The organism is Roseixanthobacter psychrophilus, from assembly GCF_043195195.1.
GTDB lineage: Bacteria > Pseudomonadota > Alphaproteobacteria > Rhizobiales > Xanthobacteraceae > NCEH01.
On record NZ_JBAFWT010000006.1, the window covers coordinates 145,881 to 165,297 of the forward strand.

19 protein-coding genes are annotated in these 19,417 nt (G+C 65.2%); 10 read left to right on the forward strand and 9 right to left on the reverse strand.

Annotation, left to right across the window (positions count from 1 at the left end):
* Positions 1 to 140 precede the first annotated feature (140 nt).
* The 5 genes from gyrA (at position 141) to V5F77_RS08740 (ending at position 5,325) form a co-directional block, all read left to right on the forward strand.
* Positions 141 to 2,960 carry a DNA gyrase subunit A gene (gene gyrA, locus V5F77_RS08720; protein ID WP_429004954.1) on the forward strand — a complete coding sequence of 940 codons (2,820 nt, stop codon included), beginning with the start codon at positions 141 to 143 and terminating at the stop codon, positions 2,958 to 2,960.
* The gene (locus V5F77_RS08725) at positions 2,960 to 3,586 is read left to right on the forward strand and encodes a LysE family translocator (protein WP_429004955.1); all 627 of its coding nucleotides are present in this window, start codon (positions 2,960 to 2,962) and stop codon (positions 3,584 to 3,586) included. Before gyrA ends, V5F77_RS08725 begins: the two co-directional genes overlap by 1 nt.
* A 79-nt stretch (positions 3,587 to 3,665) precedes the next feature.
* Complete coding sequence (gene coaD / locus V5F77_RS08730; RefSeq protein ID WP_429004956.1) at positions 3,666 to 4,187, forward strand: pantetheine-phosphate adenylyltransferase; 522 nt, start codon at positions 3,666 to 3,668, stop codon at positions 4,185 to 4,187.
* Positions 4,188 to 4,222: 35 nt separating this feature from the next.
* Positions 4,223 to 4,786, forward strand: a complete 564-nt coding sequence (locus V5F77_RS08735) for a peptidylprolyl isomerase (RefSeq protein ID WP_429004957.1) — start codon at positions 4,223 to 4,225, stop codon at positions 4,784 to 4,786.
* 80 nt (positions 4,787 to 4,866) lie between these two features.
* The gene (locus V5F77_RS08740; RefSeq protein WP_429004958.1) at positions 4,867 to 5,325 is read left to right on the forward strand and encodes a peptidylprolyl isomerase; all 459 of its coding nucleotides are present in this window, start codon (positions 4,867 to 4,869) and stop codon (positions 5,323 to 5,325) included.
* A 79-nt stretch (positions 5,326 to 5,404) separates the two neighbouring features.
* Here V5F77_RS08740 and V5F77_RS08745 read toward each other — a convergent pair whose 3' ends face one another.
* From V5F77_RS08745 to V5F77_RS08765, 5 genes are all read right to left on the reverse strand, one after another.
* Complete coding sequence (locus V5F77_RS08745) at positions 5,405 to 6,175, reverse strand: peptidase (protein ID WP_429004959.1); 771 nt, start codon at positions 6,173 to 6,175, stop codon at positions 5,405 to 5,407.
* Between the two features lie 282 nt (positions 6,176 to 6,457).
* A complete protein-coding gene (locus V5F77_RS08750; protein WP_429004960.1) occupies positions 6,458 to 7,645 on the reverse strand; it encodes a GNAT family N-acetyltransferase in 1,188 nt (395 codons plus the stop codon).
* 31 nt (positions 7,646 to 7,676) lie between these two features.
* Positions 7,677 to 8,738: a DUF4424 domain-containing protein gene (locus V5F77_RS08755; protein ID WP_429004961.1), complete on the reverse strand. Its 1,062-nt coding sequence runs from the start codon at positions 8,736 to 8,738 to the stop codon at positions 7,677 to 7,679.
* Positions 8,739 to 8,880: 142 nt separating this feature from the next.
* The gene (locus V5F77_RS08760) at positions 8,881 to 9,639 is read right to left on the reverse strand and encodes a glycerophosphodiester phosphodiesterase family protein (RefSeq protein ID WP_429004962.1); all 759 of its coding nucleotides are present in this window, start codon (positions 9,637 to 9,639) and stop codon (positions 8,881 to 8,883) included.
* A gap of 12 nt (positions 9,640 to 9,651) precedes the next feature.
* Complete coding sequence (locus V5F77_RS08765) at positions 9,652 to 10,122, reverse strand: RidA family protein (protein WP_429004963.1); 471 nt, start codon at positions 10,120 to 10,122, stop codon at positions 9,652 to 9,654.
* Positions 10,123 to 10,218: 96 nt separating this feature from the next.
* Between V5F77_RS08765 and V5F77_RS08770 the strand changes: the two genes are divergently transcribed.
* From V5F77_RS08770 to V5F77_RS08780, 3 genes are all read left to right on the forward strand, one after another.
* Positions 10,219 to 11,046 (forward strand): cell envelope integrity EipB family protein, encoded by an 828-nt coding sequence (locus V5F77_RS08770; protein WP_429004964.1) that lies wholly within the window; start codon positions 10,219 to 10,221, stop codon positions 11,044 to 11,046.
* Positions 11,043 to 11,363 carry an acylphosphatase gene (locus tag V5F77_RS08775; protein ID WP_429004965.1) on the forward strand — a complete coding sequence of 107 codons (321 nt, stop codon included), beginning with the start codon at positions 11,043 to 11,045 and terminating at the stop codon, positions 11,361 to 11,363. Before V5F77_RS08770 ends, V5F77_RS08775 begins: the two co-directional genes overlap by 4 nt.
* A gap of 109 nt (positions 11,364 to 11,472) precedes the next feature.
* Positions 11,473 to 13,032: an ArnT family glycosyltransferase gene (locus V5F77_RS08780; RefSeq protein ID WP_429004966.1), complete on the forward strand. Its 1,560-nt coding sequence runs from the start codon at positions 11,473 to 11,475 to the stop codon at positions 13,030 to 13,032.
* Between the two features lie 94 nt (positions 13,033 to 13,126).
* Here the strand turns inward: V5F77_RS08780 and V5F77_RS08785 are convergent, their stop codons facing one another.
* Complete coding sequence (locus V5F77_RS08785) at positions 13,127 to 13,897, reverse strand: MBL fold metallo-hydrolase (RefSeq protein ID WP_429004967.1); 771 nt, start codon at positions 13,895 to 13,897, stop codon at positions 13,127 to 13,129.
* Positions 13,898 to 13,991: 94 nt separating this feature from the next.
* Between V5F77_RS08785 and V5F77_RS08790 the strand changes: the two genes are divergently transcribed.
* A complete protein-coding gene (locus V5F77_RS08790) occupies positions 13,992 to 14,885 on the forward strand; it encodes a LysR family transcriptional regulator (protein WP_429004968.1) in 894 nt (297 codons plus the stop codon).
* Positions 14,886 to 15,047: 162 nt separating this feature from the next.
* Here V5F77_RS08790 and groL read toward each other — a convergent pair whose 3' ends face one another.
* The 3 genes from groL to V5F77_RS08805 form a co-directional block, all read right to left on the reverse strand.
* Positions 15,048 to 16,679 carry a chaperonin GroEL gene (gene groL / locus V5F77_RS08795; protein WP_429004969.1) on the reverse strand — a complete coding sequence of 544 codons (1,632 nt, stop codon included), beginning with the start codon at positions 16,677 to 16,679 and terminating at the stop codon, positions 15,048 to 15,050.
* 46 nt (positions 16,680 to 16,725) lie between these two features.
* Positions 16,726 to 17,013 carry a co-chaperone GroES gene (gene groES / locus V5F77_RS08800; protein WP_429004970.1) on the reverse strand — a complete coding sequence of 96 codons (288 nt, stop codon included), beginning with the start codon at positions 17,011 to 17,013 and terminating at the stop codon, positions 16,726 to 16,728.
* A 146-nt stretch (positions 17,014 to 17,159) separates the two neighbouring features.
* Positions 17,160 to 18,845, reverse strand: coding sequence for an ABC transporter substrate-binding protein (locus tag V5F77_RS08805; protein ID WP_429004971.1), 1,686 nt, complete (start codon positions 18,843 to 18,845; stop codon positions 17,160 to 17,162).
* A gap of 228 nt (positions 18,846 to 19,073) precedes the next feature.
* Between V5F77_RS08805 and V5F77_RS08810 the strand changes: the two genes are divergently transcribed.
* On the forward strand, positions 19,074 to 19,343 hold the full coding sequence (locus V5F77_RS08810; protein ID WP_429004972.1) for an usg protein: 270 nt from the start codon (positions 19,074 to 19,076) through the stop codon (positions 19,341 to 19,343).
* Positions 19,344 to 19,417: the final 74 nt, after the last annotated feature.

The window sequence follows — 19,417 nt, forward strand, 5'->3', positions numbered from 1 at the left end:
GTCACAAGATCAGGCCCTTTTGCGTAAACTATTGAAAAAACAAATGTATTTATCTCCGCGCCAGGGGGCTTTCGCTGGCGTGGCAGCTATGAATCGGCTAAAAGAAAGAGCTTATAAGCTCTTCAAGAGAGACCCATCTTTTGGCTGACAACGACACGCCGCGTCAGGGAGGTGATTTACCTTCCGACATCCGGCCAGTATCCATCACCGAGGAATTGTCCCGCTCTTATCTCGATTACGCCATGAGCGTGATCGTGGCGCGGGCGCTGCCTGACGTGCGGGACGGCTTGAAACCGGTTCATCGCCGTATTCTCTTCTCGATGCACGAGAACGGTTACGAGTGGAACAAGTCCTACCGCAAATCGGCCCGCGTGGTCGGCGACGTCATCGGTAAATACCATCCTCACGGCGACCAGTCAGTCTATGACGCTCTGGTGCGCATGGCGCAGCCCTTCTCGATGCGGCTGCCCCTGGTGGATGGGCAAGGCAATTTCGGCTCCGTGGATGGCGATCCGCCCGCGGCCATGCGCTACACCGAGGTGCGCCTGGAGAAGGTGTCCAACGCCTTGTTGGACGATCTCGACAAGGACACCGTCGACTACCAAGAAAACTACGACAACAGCGAGCGCGAGCCGACGGTCCTTCCCGCCAAGTTCCCGAATCTGCTGGTGAACGGCGCGGGCGGTATCGCGGTGGGCATGGCCACCAACATCCCTCCGCACAATCTCAGCGAAATGATCGACGCGGTGCTGGCGCTGATCGACGACCCTCTACTGGATCCTGAGGCGCTGCTCGACATCGTGCCTGGCCCGGATTTTCCGACCGGTGCGCTGATCCTCGGCCGCTCCGGCATCCGCCAAGCCTATTTGACCGGCCGCGGCTCCATCATGATGCGGGCGAAAGTTTCGATCGAAACCGTCCGCAAGGACCGCGAAGCACTCATCGTCACCGAGATTCCCTATCAGGTGAACAAGGCGACGATGATCGAGAAGATTGCCGAATTGGTGCGGGACAAGCGCCTGGAAGGCATCTCCGAGATCCGCGACGAGTCCGACCGCGACGGCATGCGCGTCTACATCGAAATCAAGCGCGATTCCCAGGCCGACGTCGTCCTGAACAATCTCTATCGCATGACGCCGTTACAGACGTCTTTTGGCGTCAACATGGTTGCCCTCTCCGGCGGGCGACCCTCTGTGATGACCTTGCATGACATGCTCACTGCCTTCATCTCGTTCCGAGAAGAGGTCGTGAGCCGGCGCACAAAATTTCTGCTGCGCAAGGCACGAGATCGCGCCCACGTGTTGGTCGGCCTCGCCATTGCGGTCGCGAACATCGATGAAGTTATACGCTTAATTCGATCCGCACCCGATCCCGCCAGCGCGCGAGAAGCGCTGATGGATCGTGATTGGCCGGCTAAGGATATGGCCCCGCTGATCGAGTTGATCGCCGATCCGAGGCACACCCTTGCGGCCGACGGCACGTATCGCCTTTCGCTTGAGCAGGCTCGTGCCATCCTCGATCTGCGCCTGCAGCGCCTCACCGCGCTCGGCCGTGATGAGGTCGCGGACGAACTCAATAAACTTGCCATCGAAATCGCTGATTACCTCGAAATTCTTGCGAGTAGAGCACGTGTTCAGCAGATTGTTCGCGACGAGCTGAATGCCATCAAGGCCGAGTTCGGCACGCCTCGCCGCACCGAGATCGTCGAAGGCTTCGGCGATCTCGACGACGAGGATCTGATCCAGCGCGAGGAGATGGTCGTCACGGTCTCGCACGCGGGCTATGTGAAGCGCGTACCCCTTTCCACCTATCGCGCCCAGCGGCGCGGCGGGAAGGGCCGTTCGGCCATGCAGACGCGCGACGAGGATTTCGTCACCCGCCTGTTCGTCGCCTCCACCCACGCTCCGGTGCTGTTCTTCTCCTCCAAGGGGCAGGTCTATAAGCTCAAGGTCTGGCGCCTTCCGGCCGCAGCTCCGCAGGCGCGGGGCAAGGCGCTGATCAACATCCTGCCGCTGGATCCTGACGAGCGCATCACCTCCATCGTGCCTCTGCCGGAGGAGAGCGAGGAGCACGGCCGCTGGCAGATCATGTTCGCTACCACCGGCGGAACGGTGCGGCGGAACGAACTTGCCGATTTCAGCCAGGTGAACCGCAACGGTAAGATCGCCATGAAGCTGGAAGAGGGCGAGTCGATCGCCTCGGTTCAGCTCTGTACCGAGCAGGACGACGTGCTCCTGACCACGGCCAACGGCGCCTGCATCCGCTTCCCCGTCACGGACGTGCGCGTCTTCAAGGGGCGCGATTCGGTAGGTGTTCGCGGCATCAGGCTGGAGAACGACGACAAGATCATCTCCATGGCGATCATCTTCCATTCGGACGCGACGCCGGAGCAACGGGCCGCCTATCTGCGCATGGCCAATGCCGAGCGGCGCGCGTTGAGCGGAGCCCCCGGTACAGCAGCCGAGGAACCGCCGGTCATCGAGGCCGATGCCGAAGAGGGTGGGGCCGAGGGCGCGCAAGGCGAAGGCCCGCTGGACGAAGCCAAGCGCATTCAGATGACGGCGCTGGAGCAATTCATCCTGACCTTGTCCGAGAACGGCTACGGCAAGCGGACCTCGTCCTACGAATATCGCGTTACCGGCCGCGGCGGCAAAGGCATCGTCGCCATGGCGGTGAACGAGCGCAACGGCAAGCTCGTCGCCTCCTTCCCGGTGAAGGACCCGGACCAGATCATGCTGGTGACCAACGGCGGCCAGTTGATCCGCTGCCCGGTGGAAGGCATCCGCATCGTCGGCCGCTCAAGCCAGGGTGTCATCGTGTTCAACACCGCCGCCGACGAGCATGTGGTCTCGGTGGAGCATATCAGCGAGGACGACGAGGCCACCGGTCTTTCGGCTGAAGGGCCGGCGGACGACATCGATCCCGATGCCGCCGGACCCGCGGAAGACGGTGACGCCTGATGGCAGTTGGCGGGCTCATCTCGGCCGAAAACCTGGCCCTTTTCGTGCTCGCCAGCATTGCCCTCGGCGCGACGCCTGGACCCAACGTGGCGTTGATCGTCGGCACCAGCCTCAAGCATGGCCGCAGGGCGGGCCTGCTCACCACCGCCGGCGTCAATGTGGGGCTAGTCCTTCAGCTTGCTGTGGTGGCGGCGGGCCTGACCTGGCTGGTCGAGGCGTTCTCCCGTAATTTCGATCTCGTGCGCTATATCGGCGCTGCCTATCTCGCTTGGCTTGCGGTGCTGCAATGGCGCAACGCCGGAAAGGGCGGCGCCGCGGCGCCGCCGTCCGGCCGGGCCGCATTCGCGCGCGGCCTTGCGGTCGCTTTTGCCAACCCCAAGACCCTGCTGTTTCACGCGGCCTTCCTGCCGCAATTTGTTACCGATACCGCCCACCCGGCGCTCCAGATCGCCTTTCTGGCTGCCACCTTCGCGATCATCGCGCTCATCGGCGACATCATCTGGGCTCTGGCGGCAGATCGGCTGCGGGCGGCGGTTGCAGGCCGCTTTGCGCGTCTGGCGGACAAGGTCTCGGCGGGAATCCTCGCCGGCGGTGCCATGGTCTTGCTCGCGGCTGGACGGCGCTGAGCCTGCACATCTCCAATTACATAGCAAAGCGCCGGTGCCCATTGCGCCTTTTCGCGCCAGCAGCTAACCCTTCGCGTCCATGAGCGCTCTTCAAGCCCACACCACCCGCGCCGCCATCTATGCCGGCTCGTTCGATCCGCCCACCAACGGGCATCTCGATGTGGTGCGCTCTGCGTGCCGCCTGGCGGACCGGCTGGTCCTGGCAGTGGGCATCCACCCCGGCAAGGCCCCGCTGTTCACGGCCACCGAACGCCTCGACATGCTGCGCGAGGTTTGCGAGCCGGTGGCGGCGGAGGAGGGGGCGACCCTCGAAGTCATCACCTTCGACAATCTGGTGGTGAACGTGGCACAGCGCACGGGCGCTGGCCTGCTGATCCGTGGCCTGCGGGACGGCACCGACCTTGATTACGAAATGCAGATGGCCGGCATGAACGGCACGCTGGCACCCGACATCCAGACCGTATTCCTGCCGGCTTCCCCGCGGGTGCGCCCCATCACCGCCACCTTGGTGCGGCAGATCGCGTCCATGGGCGGCGATATTTCCGCCTTCGTGCCGCCTGCCGTGCTTGCAAGGCTGCAGGCGAAGTTTCCCAAACGCTGACGTTCCGATAGCTGATCGGTCTCAAGGAGAAACCCATGCACCGCTTTCTCGGCCGCGTCCTGGCCGGCCTTGCCATCGCGCTGATGTTCGCGCTTCCGGCCGCCGCGCAGAGCAAGATCGACCCCCAGAACACGCTTTATCTCGACACCACCTATGGCCGCGTGGTGATTGCGCTGCGCCCGGACATCGCGCCGAAGCATGCGGAGCGGCTGAAGCTGCTCGCCCGCGAAGGCTTCTACGATGGGGTGCCGTTCCATCGGGTCATTGACGGCTTCATGGCGCAGACCGGCGACGGCCAGTATGGCAACGGCACCGGCGGCTCCAAATATCCCAACCTGCCGGCGGAATTCTCCAAGGTGCCGTTCGAGCGCGGCACGGTGGGCATGGCCCGCTCTTCCTCGCCGGACAGCGCCAATTCGCAGTTCTTCATCAATTTCGATGCCACCCCTTCGCTGAACGGCCAATATACCGTGGTCGGCAAGGTGGTTTCGGGCATGGAGTTCGTGGACAAGATCAAGAAGGGTCCGGCCAGCCAGAATGGCGCGGTCGCGAACCCCGACAAGATCATCAAGATGCAGGTGGCTGCGGACGCCAAGTAAGGGCGCCCTCTCACGCAACCGCTTTGTAGCGCGCGGCGCCGAGGCGTCGTGCCACCATCGACCAACCAAGGAGACTGGCTATGGCCGACGAGGTTATCGTTCTCGAAACCACCAAGGGTGAGGTGGTGATTGCCCTGCGTCCCGATCTGGCCCCGGGCCATGTGGCGCGCATCAAGGAACTGGTGGCAGAAGGCTTTTATAACGGCACGCCGTTCCACCGCGTCATCGACGGCTTCATGGCGCAGACCGGCGATCCGACCGGAACCGGCATGGGCGGCTCCGGCAAGAAGCTGAAGGCCGAGTTCAATACCGAGCCGCACAAGCGCGGCACCGTCTCCATGGCTCGCGCCCAGAGCCCGGATTCCGGCGACAGTCAGTTCTTCATCTGCTTCGGCGATGCAGGCTTCCTCGACCGCCAGTATACGGTGTGGGGTCAGGTGATCTCCGGCATGGAGAATGTGGACAAGATCAAGCGCGGCGAGCCCGTGAAGGATCCCGACAAGATCGTGTCCGCCAAGCTCCAGCCCGCCGCGGCCTGAGCCTTTTTCTTCGCGTGAAACGCAGAACGCCGGCAGCGATGCCGGCGTTTTTTCATGTCGGGGAATGCAGCGGGAAGGATCAGCCCTGCCCGTTCTCGCCGCGCCGTCCATGCTTGAGATAGGGCGGGCGGGGGATCGAGGTGTGGGCGGACCGCAGGGCAGCGGACCAGCGCTCCCGCAGGTCGTGAAAATAGGGTTCGCCAGGCTCGATGCGGTAGGAGAGATCGGATTCCAGCGTATCGGGGCAAAGCACCATGACGTCGATAGGCAACCCGACGCCCAGGTTCGACCGCATGGTGGAATCCATCGAGATCAGGCTGGTTTTCAGGGCGTCGGCGATGTCCATGTCATAGGTCACGGCGCGGTCGAGGACCGGCTTGCCGTACTTGTGCTCGCCGATCTGCAGGAACGGCGTATCGGTGGTGCATTCGATGAAATTGCCCGCCGAATAGATCATGAACAGCCGCAAGGGCCCGCCGATGATCTGTCCCCCGAGCAGAAACGAGACGTCGAAGCTGACGTTGCTCTGCTCCAGCGCATTGCCATCGACGGTATGGACCTGACGGATGGCGCGGCCGACCAGTTGGGCGGCCTGGAACATGGTGCGGGCGTCACGCAATTGCTGGCGCTCGCCGGCTTCGTGGTCCTCAACGCCCTCGTGCAGCAGGCTCAATACGGATTGCGAGACCGAGAGATTTCCGGCCGAGGCGATGGCGAGAACGTGGTGGCCCGGCTCCTCGAACACATGGAGCTTGCGGAAGGTGGAGATGTTGTCGAGGCCGGCATTGGTGCGCGTGTCCGCGATCATCACCAGACCGTCCCGAACCAGCACGCCACAACAATAGGTCATCACCTTCCCCCACCACAGGCCGGGAGTTATAGCGAGCCTACCCCAGGCGCGGCAATCAGCGTTATGCGCATCGCATCAATTCTCCCGGCTTTCGACCGGTTTAGCGCTATTTCGGTGGTCGAGGGAGGTGGCAGCCTTTCCGCTGCGGGGCGGAAATGTTTCATGTGAAGCACAGGCTTGGCGAAGAAGAACCGCACGGACATCACCCTGTTCAGGGCGTGTTCGTCGGATTAATCCTGCTTTTCCGTCGAACTTCTGCACGCGGCCTCCCGCGAGCCGATCCTAGTCGACCTCGGGGGCCCCGCCTCGGCGGAACGGGCCGAGTTCGGTCAGCTCCTCGCCCATCTCCGCCACATGGGCGCGTTCGCGATCAAGATAATGCGCGACGCCGCGCCGCAGGGCGGAATCGGCGATCCAATGGGCGGAGTAGGTGGGGGCGGGCAGATAGCCGCGCGCCAGCTTGTGCTCGCCCTGCGCGCCCGCCTCCACCACCTTGAGCTTGTGGGCGATGGCATAGTCGACCGCCTGATGGTAGCAGACCTCGAAATGCAGGAAGGGGTGCTCCTCGATGGCGCCCCAATAGCGGCCGTACAGGGTCTCGGCGCCGATCAGGTTGAGCGCCCCGGCGATGAAGCGGCCCTCGCGCTTGGCCATCACCAGCAGCACCTGGTCGGCCATGCGCGCGCCCAGCAGGGAGAAGAATTGGCGGTTGAGATAGGGCCGGCCCCATTTGCGCGAACCGGTATCCATGTAGAAGGCGAAGAAGGCATCCCATGCGGCCTCGGTCAAGTCGCCACCCGTGAGCCAGACAATCTCGATGCCGCCGGCGAGCGCCTCGCGCCGTTCCCGGCGCAGCGCCTTGCGCTTGCGGGAGGCGAGGGCTTCCAGAAATTCTTCATAGGTGGCGTAGCCGGCATTGGTCCAATGGAACTGCTGGTCGGTGCGCTGGAGGAAGCCAAGCGCCGCCAGCTTCTCCCATTCCTCCTTGCTGGCGAACGTCACATGGACCGAGGAGGTCTTGTGGAGGCGGGCGAGTTGCACCAGGCCGGCGCCGAGCAGGTCGGCATTGCCATCGGCAAGTGGCCCGGCGCGCGTCAGCAGGCGGCGCCCGGCGACGGGAGAGAACGGCACGCTGACCTGGAGCTTGGGATAATAGCGCCCGCCGGCCTGCTCATAAGCATCGGCCCAGCCCTGGTCGAAGACATATTCGCCACGCGAATGGGATTTCAGATAGGCCGGCACCACGCCCGCCGCGCTCCCGTCGGGCCCTTCCAGCAGCAAATGCTGCGGCAGCCAGCCGGTGCGGGCGCCGACGCAGCCGGCCTCTTCCAGCGCCTGGAGGAACGCATGGGACACGAACGGCTCGGGCCGCGCAGCGTCCCCGGCCGCGCAGGCATCCCATTCGGCGGCGCTGATCTCCGTCAGTGCGGAGAGAACGCGGATGCGGGCCTCGGTGATGTTATCGCCCATGCCTCCAACTTGGCGGCATGGTGCGGTGCAATCAAGGGGTGGGCTCGGGCTTCAGGATCAAAATGGAGAGGTCTTCCGTTGGGAAATAATTGGTGGCATTGACCTCGAAAGTGGTGGGCCCGGTCTTCTTGACCCCGTTGGCGCAGAAACTGACCAGGTTCTCCGGCGCGCCCTTGTCCACCACCAGCTTGAACTTGCCGATGCCGCCGGACCAGTTGGCCCCCGTGGTCAGAATGTAGCTGAGGCGCTCCTCGCTGAAGGCGATCGCATATTTCTTCACCTTCTTCTGGCCCGCCTGCGCTGCGGCCAGGAACGCGCGGTCCAGGCAGTATTTCTGCGTGTAGCGCCGCAGTTCGCGCGGGATGTAAGGATCATCGCCCGCCGGCATGCCGATGCTCGTGCTGACGGATCCCCCGACGCTCGGCTTGTAACTGTGCTCGATGATGGTATCGGCCTTCGGCGCGAAGGTCTGGGTCCAATAGAAAGTGGTCCTGAGGGTCCATTGCGGCTCAAGATGCTGCGTCATCCCCTTGCCGAAATCATATTCATCAATCCGCGCGAGGCCAATCTTCGCCCATTCGTCCCACAGCGGGCGGGGCAGAGCGTCCAGCACCGCGCGTGTGGATTGAAGGTGCGGGGCGAGCGGCACCTTGTGTTCGGTCAGCAAAGCGGTTCGGTCGATGCCGAGCACAGACACCTTCTGCTCCACATCGGTGCGCACCGGCGTGCCGTTCACGCGGGTCTTGAAGTCCAGGATGTTGACCGGATCCTCGGTGGGGAGGGAGATGTTCTCCTCGCTGGCCGTGATATCGGGCATGGGGAAGGCGATCAGCGCAGTCACCGGCTTGTCGGTCACGTTGCGGAAGACATAGCGCACCCGCACTTCCTTGGTGGAGATGTAGAGCTCTTCCGAAGCCATCTCCACTTCCAGGTTGCGAATGAAGACCAGACCGCCGGCCGCCAGCTCGGCGCTGGAATCATTGGCCCTGGCCGCGCCCGCGGGAAAGAGCGCGGTGGCCAAGGCGAGGCACAGGGCTGGCAAAGCGAGGGGGGGAAGGGCGAGGGCGGGCAGGGCGAGGCGAAGCTGCGGCACGGGGCGTTCCTGCGATGGCGGAGCGGGTTCGCGCTGCTGAGGGAAAGCGACGCGGCGGCCGGTCCTTCGGTGCATCCCCATCCTAACCCAAGGGCCGGCGAGGCATAGCAGCGAATGCGCCGCAGGACCGAAAGTCTCGGCCTCAGGCGGCGTCCGACTCTGGGCGAAAGCCCTCGAAAATCATCTGGTCGGCAAACCTTTGCGCCACATCGCGATCCGACTGGCGACGCACCGTCCAGGCGAGAACCGGCATGCCGCAGGCGCGCGCCAACCGGGTCGCCGGGGCTGGAAGGTCCCCGACCTGGTAGGCAACGAACTGAAAGCGGCTCTTCGGCCAGTGCAGCAAATTGCCGAGCATGAATTTGCGCCGCGCCGAGACGTCGCTCCATTCGGAATGGGCATATCGCCGCTCCGCGACGATGCCGCGCGTGATATTGGGCGCAGCATCGCGCACGGCGGCGACCATCTCGGGGTCGAACGACATCAGCGCCGCCTGTCCGGCATATCGGCTCAGATGGCCGGCGGCCCGCAGCGCGAGGCGGATGTCACCGCTGAACGCGCTCTTGATCTCGATCAGAAGGGGCGCGCGTCCGTCCACGCGCCGGAGCAGCTCCGGCAGGCTCATCATGCAATCGCGGGTGCCGCGGAAGACGACCTGCCGAAGCTGGGCGCTGGAATGCTCCGCCAGGAGCCCCGTGCCCTCGGTTAACCGATCCAGGGCGAAATCATGGAACACCATGGCCTCGCCATCGCGGGCCATCTGGACGTCCACCTCGACCGCGAATCCACCGGCGATCGCCGCATCCACGGCGCTCGGCGTGTTTTCGATCACCCCGCGCGCCGCATCATGCAGCCCGCGATGGGCGACAGGTCGTTGGACCAGCCAGGACAGATCGCCCATCGGGATGCCGGATCAGACGGTTTCGACTTCGACCACGGCCTCAACCTCGACCGCCGCGTCGAACGGCAGCGCGGCGATGCCCACCGCCGAGCGCGCGTGACGGCCCTTGTCGCCGAGCACTTCCACCAGAAGGTCGGAACAGCCGTTCATCACTTTGGGTTGATCAACGAAATCGGGCGTGGAGTTCACGAAGCCAACCAGCTTCACCACCCGGACGACCTTTTCGAGATCGCCGACGGAGGCCTTCACCTGGGCAAGGATGTTGATGGCGCACTGGCGCGCGGCCGCGCGGCCGGTCTCGATCTCGACGCCGCTGCCGAGTTTGCCGGTGGTGATCTTGCCGGCCGCGTCGATGGAGACCTGGCCGGAGACGAACAGCAGGTTGCCGGTGCGCACCACAGGCACATAATTGGCGAGCGGGGCGGTCGGCGTCGGGAGCGTGATTCCCAGTTCCGCCAGTTTCTGCTCGATGGTTTGCGACATTTTCGTCTCCTGCCACACCTTACGCGTAAATGTGCGCCTTCTTCGCCGAAGCCGGGGCGGGGCGCAAGCCGTCCAGACGACTATGAGGAGACCGGAATGGTGGTTCGCTCGCGCCTGATCGCAACGCTGGCCCTGACGGCGGGGCTGGCCGCGGCCCCGCTCGGCCTCGCGCTGGCGGATCCGCTCCTGGCGCACCGCACGAGCTATGCCCTCTCCCTCGACGGCAGCAAGACGTCACAGAAGCTGGAGGGTGCGGACGGGCGCATCGATTACGAGATGCGCGGCGACGCCTGCGAGGGCTATGCCGTGAAGTTGCGCCAGACCAACCGGCTCGATACCGGCGAGGGCGCCCCCGTGAACAGCGACATGCTCTCAACGAGTTGGGAGGACGGCACTGCCGCGACATATCGCTTCAAGACCTTGAGCCGGCAGCAGGGCGACGTGAAATCGGACGTGGACGCCACCGCCAACCGCACCGACACCGGGCTCAGCGTCAAGATCGCCAAGCCCCGGCCGGCCACGGTCGAGCTGACCGGCAAGATCCTGCTGCCCACCGAGCATGTGCTGAGGGTGGTTGCCGCCGCCAAGGCCGGTGAAAGCGTGCTGGAGGCGCGCGTGTTCGACGGCTCGGACGACGGGGTGAAGGTGTTCGACACGCTGGCGGTGATCGGCAAGCCCTCGAAAGACGAACCGGACCTGCCGGACGCGGCCAAGGCCGCGCTCGCGGGGCACACCTTCTATCCGACCACCGTGAGCTATTTCGAGCCGGGCGGCGGGGACGAGACGCCCGAATATGTCATGAGCTTCTCGCTCTACGACAATGGCGTCATCGGCGCCCTGAAGATCGATTATAACGACTTCGTTCTGCGCGGCCGCATGGAGCAGTTCGAAGCGCTTCCGTCCAGCAGGCCGTGCGACAAATGACTTCGGACACGGCCGAGACACCCGTGAAGGTGGTCCACCTCATCGTCGAGGGGCGCGTGCAGGGGGTGGGTTATCGCGCCTGGTGCGCCGAGGGCGCGCAGGGACGCGGCCTTTCCGGCTGGGTCCGCAACCGCGCCAGCGGCTCGGTCGAGGCGGTGTTGGCCGGTCCCGCCGAAGCCGTGGACGAGATGGCCGCCGCATCCCGCACGGGACCAGCGGGCGCGCGGGTCGACACGCTGCGATTGTACGATGCCGCCGATACCGCCCTCGCTGCGAGCGGCGGGTGGGGGCGGTTCGTGGTGCTGCCCACCCTGTAACATTCCCGCTACAGCGTCGCACGCAATGCATCGCGCGGCGCCGACATGATGGTCAGGACCTGGAACGGCAGGTATAGAAAATGTCCTGATACGACTGCGGAGTGGCCCTGTGTCCGCGACAGTTTCGGCGGATCCGAGTGCCGGCCGCCATGATTCGACCCCGTCCCGATTCGGCCCCTATGATCCCGTGGACTCCGCCCCCTGGTGGGCCCGCCCGTCCGGGGTCGTGCTGATCGTTGCGAGCTGGGCCATCCTCCATGCCCTGATCGCGGTGGTGTTCGAAAGTGCGATCAATGTGGACGACGCCATCGAGAGCTATCTCGTGCAGTCGTTCGAGATCAGCTATGTCGCGCGCAATCCGCCGGTGTTCGACTGGCTGCTCTACGGCATCCAGAAGATCACCGGGCCCGGCGCGCTCTCGTTCGCGATCCTGCGCTACAGCCTGCTGTTCGCCTGCGCCATGCTGGTCTACCGCGTCGCCGTGCGGGCGATCGCCGATCCGCGCCTGCAGGCGCTCTCGGTGTTCTCGCTCTCGGCGCTGTGGGTGATCGGCTATCACAGCCACCGCATCCTGACCCATTCCAACGCCATGATCGTCGCCATCGCGGGAACGATGGTGACGCTGATCGCCCTGCGCGCGGCGCCGACGCGCTGGCTCTATGCCGCGCTTGGCGGCTGGCTTGCGCTCGGCGTGCTCAGCAAGTTCGGCTATGTCGCCTTCTTTGTCGCTGTCCTCCTGGCGTGCCTGCTGGAGCAGAGCTTCCGCCGGGTCTGGCTCGACAAGCGCATCGCCATCACCCTGTTCGTCGCCGCGGTGCCGATGATCCTGTTCTCCATCGTGCTGGTGGTGATGAAGCAGGACGTGTTCTTCGCCACCGCCGACGTGGTGGCCGCCAATTCGGCCTCCAAATGGACCAATGTGCTGGACGTCTTCGCCGGCGCCTGGATCGGCTATCTGATGCCCATGGTCGGCATCGTTGCGCTGGTGTTTCTGCCGCTGAACCGGGGCGAGGGCGGGCGCGCGAGCACCCAGGAGCGGGCCGCCATCCGCCATCTGCTGCGCTCCATGATCATCATCGGCACGGTGGTGACGCTGGTGGGCGTGCTGGCGGTGGGCTCGGTGAGCTTGCGCGACCGCTATTTCCACGTGTTCTTCCTGTTCGCCCCGGTCTACGTGTTCGCCGAGCTGGAGCGCCTCGGCGGCTGGCAGCCGCGCGTGAAGATCTATCTCGGCCTTCTTGCTGCGATCGCCATCGGCGTCATGGCGGTGCGCGTCGCCGTCACGGTCTACCCAGACCCGCGCCTGTGTGGGCGCTGCGTCTCGGCCGAGCCGCTGGCCAAGCTTCGGCCCGTGGTGCTGGCGCAGCTCGGCTCCGCACCGACCCTGATCGCCGCCGACCGCATGTCGGCCGGGCGCATCCGCGCCGCCGTGCCCGAGGCGCGGGTGGTGATCGTGCGGGAATTCGGCTATCGCCCACCGCCGCGCGCCGCCACCGGCTGCGGCCAGGTGACCGGCGTCGCCAATGGCTTCGGCGTCTATGCGCCGGCGCGCATGGAAGGCACCGCCATCGACATCTTCGCCAAATGGTGGTCGCCCTGGTTCAAGCCCCGGCGCGAAAGCTTCTGGCAGATCACGCCGCTGCCGGCGGACAGCGAATTGTGCCGCTGATCCCAAGCGGTGAGAACGGCCCCCGCCGGCAGGCGGGGGCTGCGCTTCCAAGGCGGATCGCGCTCTAACTTATTGAATATGGGCAGATCCGGCTCTAGAGCGACAAAGGCTGTCCCTTTTCCAGCCGGGCGAGACGTTCGCCAAGGCCGAGCGCGACGAACGCATGGGCAAGTTCGTCCTCGTCCTCGCTGAAATGGCCCCAGCCCTCGTTGTGAACCGCGACGATCCGCGCGCCGGCGAAGGCGTGCGCCGCCTCCAGCGCGTCATTGGCATCCATGGTCAGATGGAACGCGCCGCGCGGCTTGGCCGCCCCGGTGAAGAGCACCGCGATGCGCGGGGAGAATCGCCGCGCGATCTCCGCCACGCCCTCGTACCAGACCGTATCGCCCGAGATATAGAGCGCGTCGCCCGGCGCATCGAGGCCGAGGGCGAAGCCGATCACCTCGCCGGCGATGGGTTCGATCCCCGGCGGGCCGTGGCGCGCGGGCACGGCGGTGACGAACAGGCGGGCGCCGTTCGGGCCGGTCAATTCCCGCGTCTCCCACGGCGCCATCCCCTCGCCGAGACCCAGCCGCTCGGCGCCGATCCGCGTGGTGAAGGTGGTGCCCGCCTTCGGCAGGAACGCGCGACCGCCCGGGTCCAGATTGTCGGAATGCTGGTCGTGGCTGAGCAACACGGCATCGACGGCGCCGATCTCGTCGGCGGAGAGGGCCGGGCCGGTAACCTTGTGCAGGACGATGGTGCCGGAGGGATAATCGCCCGGCACGTCGAAGGTGGGATCGGTCAACAGGCGAAAGCCGGCGATCTCGATCAACAGGGTCGGCCCGCCGATCAGGGTGAGGCGAATGGGAGGGGAAATAGGCATGGGTTCGACTTTCCACTGTCGCTCCGGCATGGACCGGCTTCGCCCGCATCGATAAGCCCTGGCCATCTGCGCGAAAATTCCCGAAAACTGCGCAATGGCCGCTCATTCTCGCACAGATCTCGATTGGGACCAGCTCCGCATCTTCGCCGCTTTGGCCCGCCACGGCAGCCTCTCGGCGGCGGCGCGTGTGCTGGGGGTCAATCACAGCACGGTCTCGCGCAACGTCGCGGGGCTGGAATCCGCCATGGGAACGCCCCTGCTGGCGCGCAATGCCACCGGCTACGCCCTCACCGAGGCAGGCCGGCGGGCGCTCGCCGTCGCGGCGCAGATGGAGCATGCGGCGCTCGCGCTGCAGGAGGTGCCGGCGGGCGATGCCTTGACCGGGCGGGTGCGCGTCACCGCCACGGCGAGCCTCGCGGAGGTGTTCCTCCTGCCGCATCTGGCAGCGCTCCAGGCGCGCCACCCCGCGCTCGATCTGGAATTGATCGCCGACCGGCGCACCGTGAGCCTGCAACGCCACGAGGCCGACATCGCCCTGCGGCTCTCGCGCCCGCAGGACGGCGACCTTCTCGCCCGACGCGCCTGCGGCATCGGCTTCGCCTTCTACGCCACCGCCGAGCGGCGCGAGCGCTGGATTGCCGGGGAGGCGCCTTGCTTCATCGGTTTCGACGAAGCGGCTGCGAATTTGCCGGAAGCGCTCTGGCTTGCCCGCGCCTTTCCGCGCGCAAGGGTCGCTTTCCGCACCAACAGCCAAGCCGCGCAGGCGCAGGCGGCCGCGGCCGGGTGCGGCATCGCCCTATTGCCACGCTTTCTCGCCGCGCCCCATGCGGCCCTGGTTGCGGTGGAGATGGGCGAGCGGCCGCCGGCCCGCGAATTGTGGGTGCTCACGCGCCCCGACGCGCGGGACGAGCCGCGCTTCGCTCTGGTGGCGGATGCGTTGTTCAACCTGTTCCGCAGCGAACGGGCCCTGTTCGAGGGACCGGGATAGAGTTTCCTTATCGCCGACCGTCTCCCGCTTCCGGGGAGGGCTGGGGAAGGGGAAATCCCTGCCGGGCGAGGAAAGGCGCGCCTTCCCCCTTGATCGTTCGCGCGAACGAAAAAGGGCGCGGCTTGCGCCGCGCCCCTTTCCTGATCCGATCGCTGGAAGCGATCAGTAATCCATGCCGCCGCCGGGCATCTGGGGCATCGCAGCCCCGCCCTTCTTGGGCACTTCGGCGATCAGCGCCTCGGTGGTGATGAGCAGCGAGGCCACCGAAGCGGCATCCTGCAGGGCGGTGCGCACGACCTTGGTGGGGTCGATGATACCGGCCTTCACCATGTCGACATATTCGCCGGTCTGGGCGTTGTAGCCGAAGGAATAATCCGGGTTTTCCAGGATCTTGCCGACCACGACCGAACCATCGTCGCCCGCGTTCTGGACGATCTGGCGCGCCGGGGTCTGGATCGCGCGGCGCACGATCTCGATGCCGGTCTTCTGATCGGCATTCTCGACCGTGATGCCGGCCAGCACCGCGATGGAGCGCAGCAGCGCCACGCCGCCGCCGGGAACGATGCCTTCTTCCACGGCAGCGCGGGTGGCGTGCAGGGCGTCGTCGACGCGATCCTTCTTTTCCTTCACTTCCACTTCCGTGGAGCCGCCGACGCGGATCACCGCGACGCCACCGGCCAGCTTGGCCAGACGCTCCTGGAGCTTCTCACGATCGTAGTCCGAGGTGGTCTCCTCGATCTGCGCCTTGATCTGCGCCACGCGGGCTTCGATGTCGGCCTTCTCGCCGGCGCCGTCCACGATGGTGGTGTTTTCCTTCTCGATCACGACCTTCTTGGCGCGGCCGAGCATGGAGAGGTCGACGCTGTCGAGCTTGATGCCGAGGTCTTCCGAGATCGCCTGGCCGCCGGTCAGGATGGCGATATCCTGCAGCATGGCCTTGCGGCGATCACCGAAGCCGGGGGCCTTCACGGCTGCGACCTTGAGGCCGCCGCGCAGCTTGTTCACGACGAGGGTGGCGAGGGCTTCGCCTTCCACGTCTTCCGCGATGATCACGAGCGGCTTGCCGGACTGCACGACCGCTTCGAGAACCGGCAGCAGTTCCTGGAGGCCCGAGAGCTTCTTCTCGTTGATGAGGATGTAGGGATCCTCGAACTCAACGCGCATCTTCTCGGCATTGGTGACGAAGTAGGGGGAGAGATAGCCGCGGTCGAACTGCATGCCTTCGACGACATCGAGCTCGCTCTCGGCGGTCTTGGCTTCCTCGACCGTGATCACGCCTTCGTTGCCGACGCGCTCCATGGCCTCGGCCAGGAACTTGCCGACTTCGGCGTCGCCGTTGGCGGAGATGGTGCCGACCTGGGCGATCTCGGCGTTCGAGGTCACCTTCTTGGACTTGGCGGCCAGATCCTTCACGATGGCGTCGACCGCAAGGTCGATGCCGCGCTTCAGGTCCATCGGGTTCATGCCGGCGGCAACCGACTTGGCGCCTTCGCGGACGATCGCCTGGGCGAGCACGGTGGCGGTGGTGGTGCCGTCGCCGGCGAGATCGTTGGTCTTGGAGGCGACTTCACGCAGAAGCTGCGCGCCGAGGTTCTCGAACTTGTCTTCCAGTTCGATTTCCTTGGCGACGGTGACGCCGTCCTTGGTGATGCGGGGGGCGCCGTAGGACTTTTCGATCACCACGTTGCGGCCCTTGGGACCAAGGGTGACCTTCACGGCGTTGGCGAGAATGTCGACGCCGCGCAGCAAACGATCGCGCGCATCAACGGAGAATTTTACTTCTTTGGCAGCCATGTGCCGTCTCCTGAAATTCGAGGAACGTAAAAAGGAAGGCGAACCGTCAGGCGATCACGCCGAGGATGTCGCTTTCCTTCATGATGAGCAGATCCTGGCCGTCCACCTTCACTTCGGAGCCGGACCACTTGCCGAACAGCACGCGGTCTCCGGCCTTCACGTCGAGGGCGACAACCTTGCCGGAATCGTCGCGGATGCCAGGACCCACCGAGACCACTTCGCCCTCCTGGGGCTTTTCCTTGGCGGTGTCGGGGATGATGATGCCGCCAGCAGTCTTCTGCTCCGCTTCGATGCGCTTCACGACCACACGGTCATGTAAAGGGCGGAAACCCATTGGGAACCTCCGGTTCAATGTATGATCTTTTTCACAAGCACGGCATAAACGCCGCGGCTGAGGCTGATCTAGGAGAGTGTGCCTCCACCCGCAAGGGGCCAGCGGGCGCTTTTTAGCACTCTTCTATCGGGAGTGCTAGCCGCGTCTCACTCCGGTGCCGAAGCAAGGATCTCCGGTGCTTGCGTAGGCGTGGGATGAATGCGGACCAGATTGCGACCGTCGCGCTTCGCGGTGTAGAGCGCCGCATCGGCCCGCGCCAACATGCTCTCGAACGTCGCATCCGTCGGGCAGAGCCCGGCGACGCCGACACTTACGGTCAGACTGATCAGGGCGTCACGCGGGCCGGGCAGCCGCAGGCTTTCGATGCGGGCGCGGATATCCTCGCACGCCAGCGCCGCGTCGCTCTCCTCCAGGCCTTGAAACAACAGCGCGAATTCCTCCCCGCCCATGCGCGCGAACACCACGCCGCCGCCGATCATCTCGCCCACCGCAAAGGCCACGGCGCGCAGCACGTCGTCGCCCGCAGCGTGGCCATGGCTGTCGTTGATCCCCTTGAAATGGTCCACGTCCATGATGGCAACCGAAAGCGCGTCTCCCGAGGCACGGACGCGGGCGAACGCCTCGCCCGCAAGTTCCAGGAACCGGCGGCGGTTGCATGTCTGCGTCAGGTCGTCGGTCGCGGCGAGCCAGGACAGACGGCTTTCCAGGCGCCGGCTGAGTTCCATCTCGTGCCGGAGCTTGCGGTTGAGCCGGTAGAAGCGCTGCGCCAGAAACGCCGCCACCGCCACCAGCACCGCCGCCGCCCCGAGCGAGAGATAGAGCCAGCGCAGGCTCGGCTTCGGCGCCTCGAAAATGAAACCGGCCAGCGGGAAATCGGCCGGCATCATGTTCGCCGCAGCAAACTGGTCGGCGATCCGCCGCCAACGCGCCTCGCTCTGATAGCCGATGTCCACCACGTCGGCGATGATCAGCGGGCGCATGGCGTCGGCCTCGAATTCCAGCGGCCGGCTATCGACGTCGGTCGCATAATCGCGCCGGATCAGATCGATGATCTCCTGCGGGTGGTCGAGCGCATATTGCCAGCCGCGCAACGTCGCGGCGCGCACCGCGCGCGCAAGGTCCGGCCGGTCACGTGCAATGTCCGAGGTGGTGAACAGGGTGTCGCCGTAGAAATCGATGCCCAGTTCGCGCGGGTTGAAGGTCTGATAGGGCACGCCCTTGCGCAGCAGGATGAAAGGCTCGGTGGTGCTGTAGGCGCTGATGGCGGCGATGTCGCCCTGCGCCAACACCATCGGATCGCCGCCATAAGGCAACATCTGCAGCTTGCCCGGCCACAGCCCGAGCGCATGGAAATAGGCCAGCACCTCGGCGGAATGCTCCTCGATCATCACCTTGCGTCCGGCCAGATCGGCGGGACCGTCGATGCCATCGCCGCGCCGGGCGAGCACGACGAACGGGGAATGCTGGAAAATCGCCGCCAGCGACACCAGAGGACGGCCGTGCGCCCGATCCAGGAGCAAGGAGGAGTTTCCCACCCCGAAGGCGGCCGCCCCGGAAAGCACGACCGTGACCGGATCGATGGCCGGGCCGCCCTCGAGCAGCGACACGTCGAGCCCCGCGTCGCGGTAGAAGCCACGCGAAAGGGCGGCGTAGAAGCCCGCGAACTGAAACTGGTGCGACCATTTCAGTTGAATGACGACGGGTTCGAGCGCCTGGCCTTGAGCGGCCGCGTCGGTTGCCTGCGCATAAGCCGGAGGCGCGGACAAGCCTTGCGATATCGCGGCGCCGGCGATCAGCGAGAGGGTCAGGCACACCGCAAGGAATCGCGGCATCTTTGGTGTCCAAGGCAAGGTACCCGAACGTTAACCGCCCACCACGCTTACGTCCATGACATCCAGGAGCACAACCATGCGGTGCGCGTTATCAGCAGTCTTCGCGCTTCGCTGCTAACGCCTTGTATTTGAACGGATATACCAAAATTTAGTCTGGTTCGCGCGAGATGGAGAGCCGACACTTAATTTGCCCGGACGCGATGGGCGCACCGCACGGAGGTGTCAAAGATGGTTTCGGACGGTTTCGTGAAGCAGCTTGCCGGCTACGGCCTGGCGACGGCGCATATTCTGTATCGCATGCCGGATCACCCGGCCTTTTTGCAGAGCTTCATCTGGCAAGAGTATGATCTGTGCCCCAAATTTCCCGAGCTGAAGAAGTTTCTCGATTTCTGGGACCGCGAGCTTGACGGCAAGCTTCATTCGGTCGAGGTCACCCATCAGCAATTGATCAAGCCCGCCGAGCTACGCGCCGTCAGCGGAATGTTCGTGCTCCACTGAGACTGGGGCGCGTGATCCACGGGCAGCGCATGGGCGAGAGGGCGTGGCCACCGTTTGCGCCCTGACACCGCCGC

Bases quoted from the DNA above. Each gene is read 5' to 3' on its own strand.
- V5F77_RS08725 (WP_429004955.1), top strand. From the start codon at position 2,960: ATGGCAGTTGGCGGGCTCATCTCGGCCGAAAACCTGGCCCTTTTCGTG.
- coaD (WP_429004956.1), top strand. From the start codon at position 3,666: ATGAGCGCTCTTCAAGCCCACACCACCCGCGCCGCCATCTATGCCGGC.
- V5F77_RS08735 (WP_429004957.1), top strand. From the start codon at position 4,223: ATGCACCGCTTTCTCGGCCGCGTCCTGGCCGGCCTTGCCATCGCGCTG.
- V5F77_RS08740 (WP_429004958.1), top strand. From the start codon at position 4,867: ATGGCCGACGAGGTTATCGTTCTCGAAACCACCAAGGGTGAGGTGGTG.
- V5F77_RS08745 (WP_429004959.1), bottom strand. From the start codon at position 6,175: ATGACCTATTGTTGTGGCGTGCTGGTTCGGGACGGTCTGGTGATGATC.
- V5F77_RS08750 (WP_429004960.1), bottom strand. From the start codon at position 7,645: ATGGGCGATAACATCACCGAGGCCCGCATCCGCGTTCTCTCCGCACTG.
- V5F77_RS08760 (WP_429004962.1), bottom strand. From the start codon at position 9,639: ATGGGCGATCTGTCCTGGCTGGTCCAACGACCTGTCGCCCATCGCGGG.
- V5F77_RS08765 (WP_429004963.1), bottom strand. From the start codon at position 10,122: ATGTCGCAAACCATCGAGCAGAAACTGGCGGAACTGGGAATCACGCTC.
- V5F77_RS08770 (WP_429004964.1), top strand. From the start codon at position 10,219: ATGGTGGTTCGCTCGCGCCTGATCGCAACGCTGGCCCTGACGGCGGGG.
- V5F77_RS08775 (WP_429004965.1), top strand. From the start codon at position 11,043: ATGACTTCGGACACGGCCGAGACACCCGTGAAGGTGGTCCACCTCATC.
- V5F77_RS08785 (WP_429004967.1), bottom strand. From the start codon at position 13,897: ATGCCTATTTCCCCTCCCATTCGCCTCACCCTGATCGGCGGGCCGACC.
- V5F77_RS08790 (WP_429004968.1), top strand. From the start codon at position 13,992: ATGGCCGCTCATTCTCGCACAGATCTCGATTGGGACCAGCTCCGCATC.
- groL (WP_429004969.1), bottom strand. From the start codon at position 16,679: ATGGCTGCCAAAGAAGTAAAATTCTCCGTTGATGCGCGCGATCGTTTG.
- groES (WP_429004970.1), bottom strand. From the start codon at position 17,013: ATGGGTTTCCGCCCTTTACATGACCGTGTGGTCGTGAAGCGCATCGAA.
- V5F77_RS08805 (WP_429004971.1), bottom strand. From the start codon at position 18,845: ATGCCGCGATTCCTTGCGGTGTGCCTGACCCTCTCGCTGATCGCCGGC.
- V5F77_RS08810 (WP_429004972.1), top strand. From the start codon at position 19,074: ATGGTTTCGGACGGTTTCGTGAAGCAGCTTGCCGGCTACGGCCTGGCG.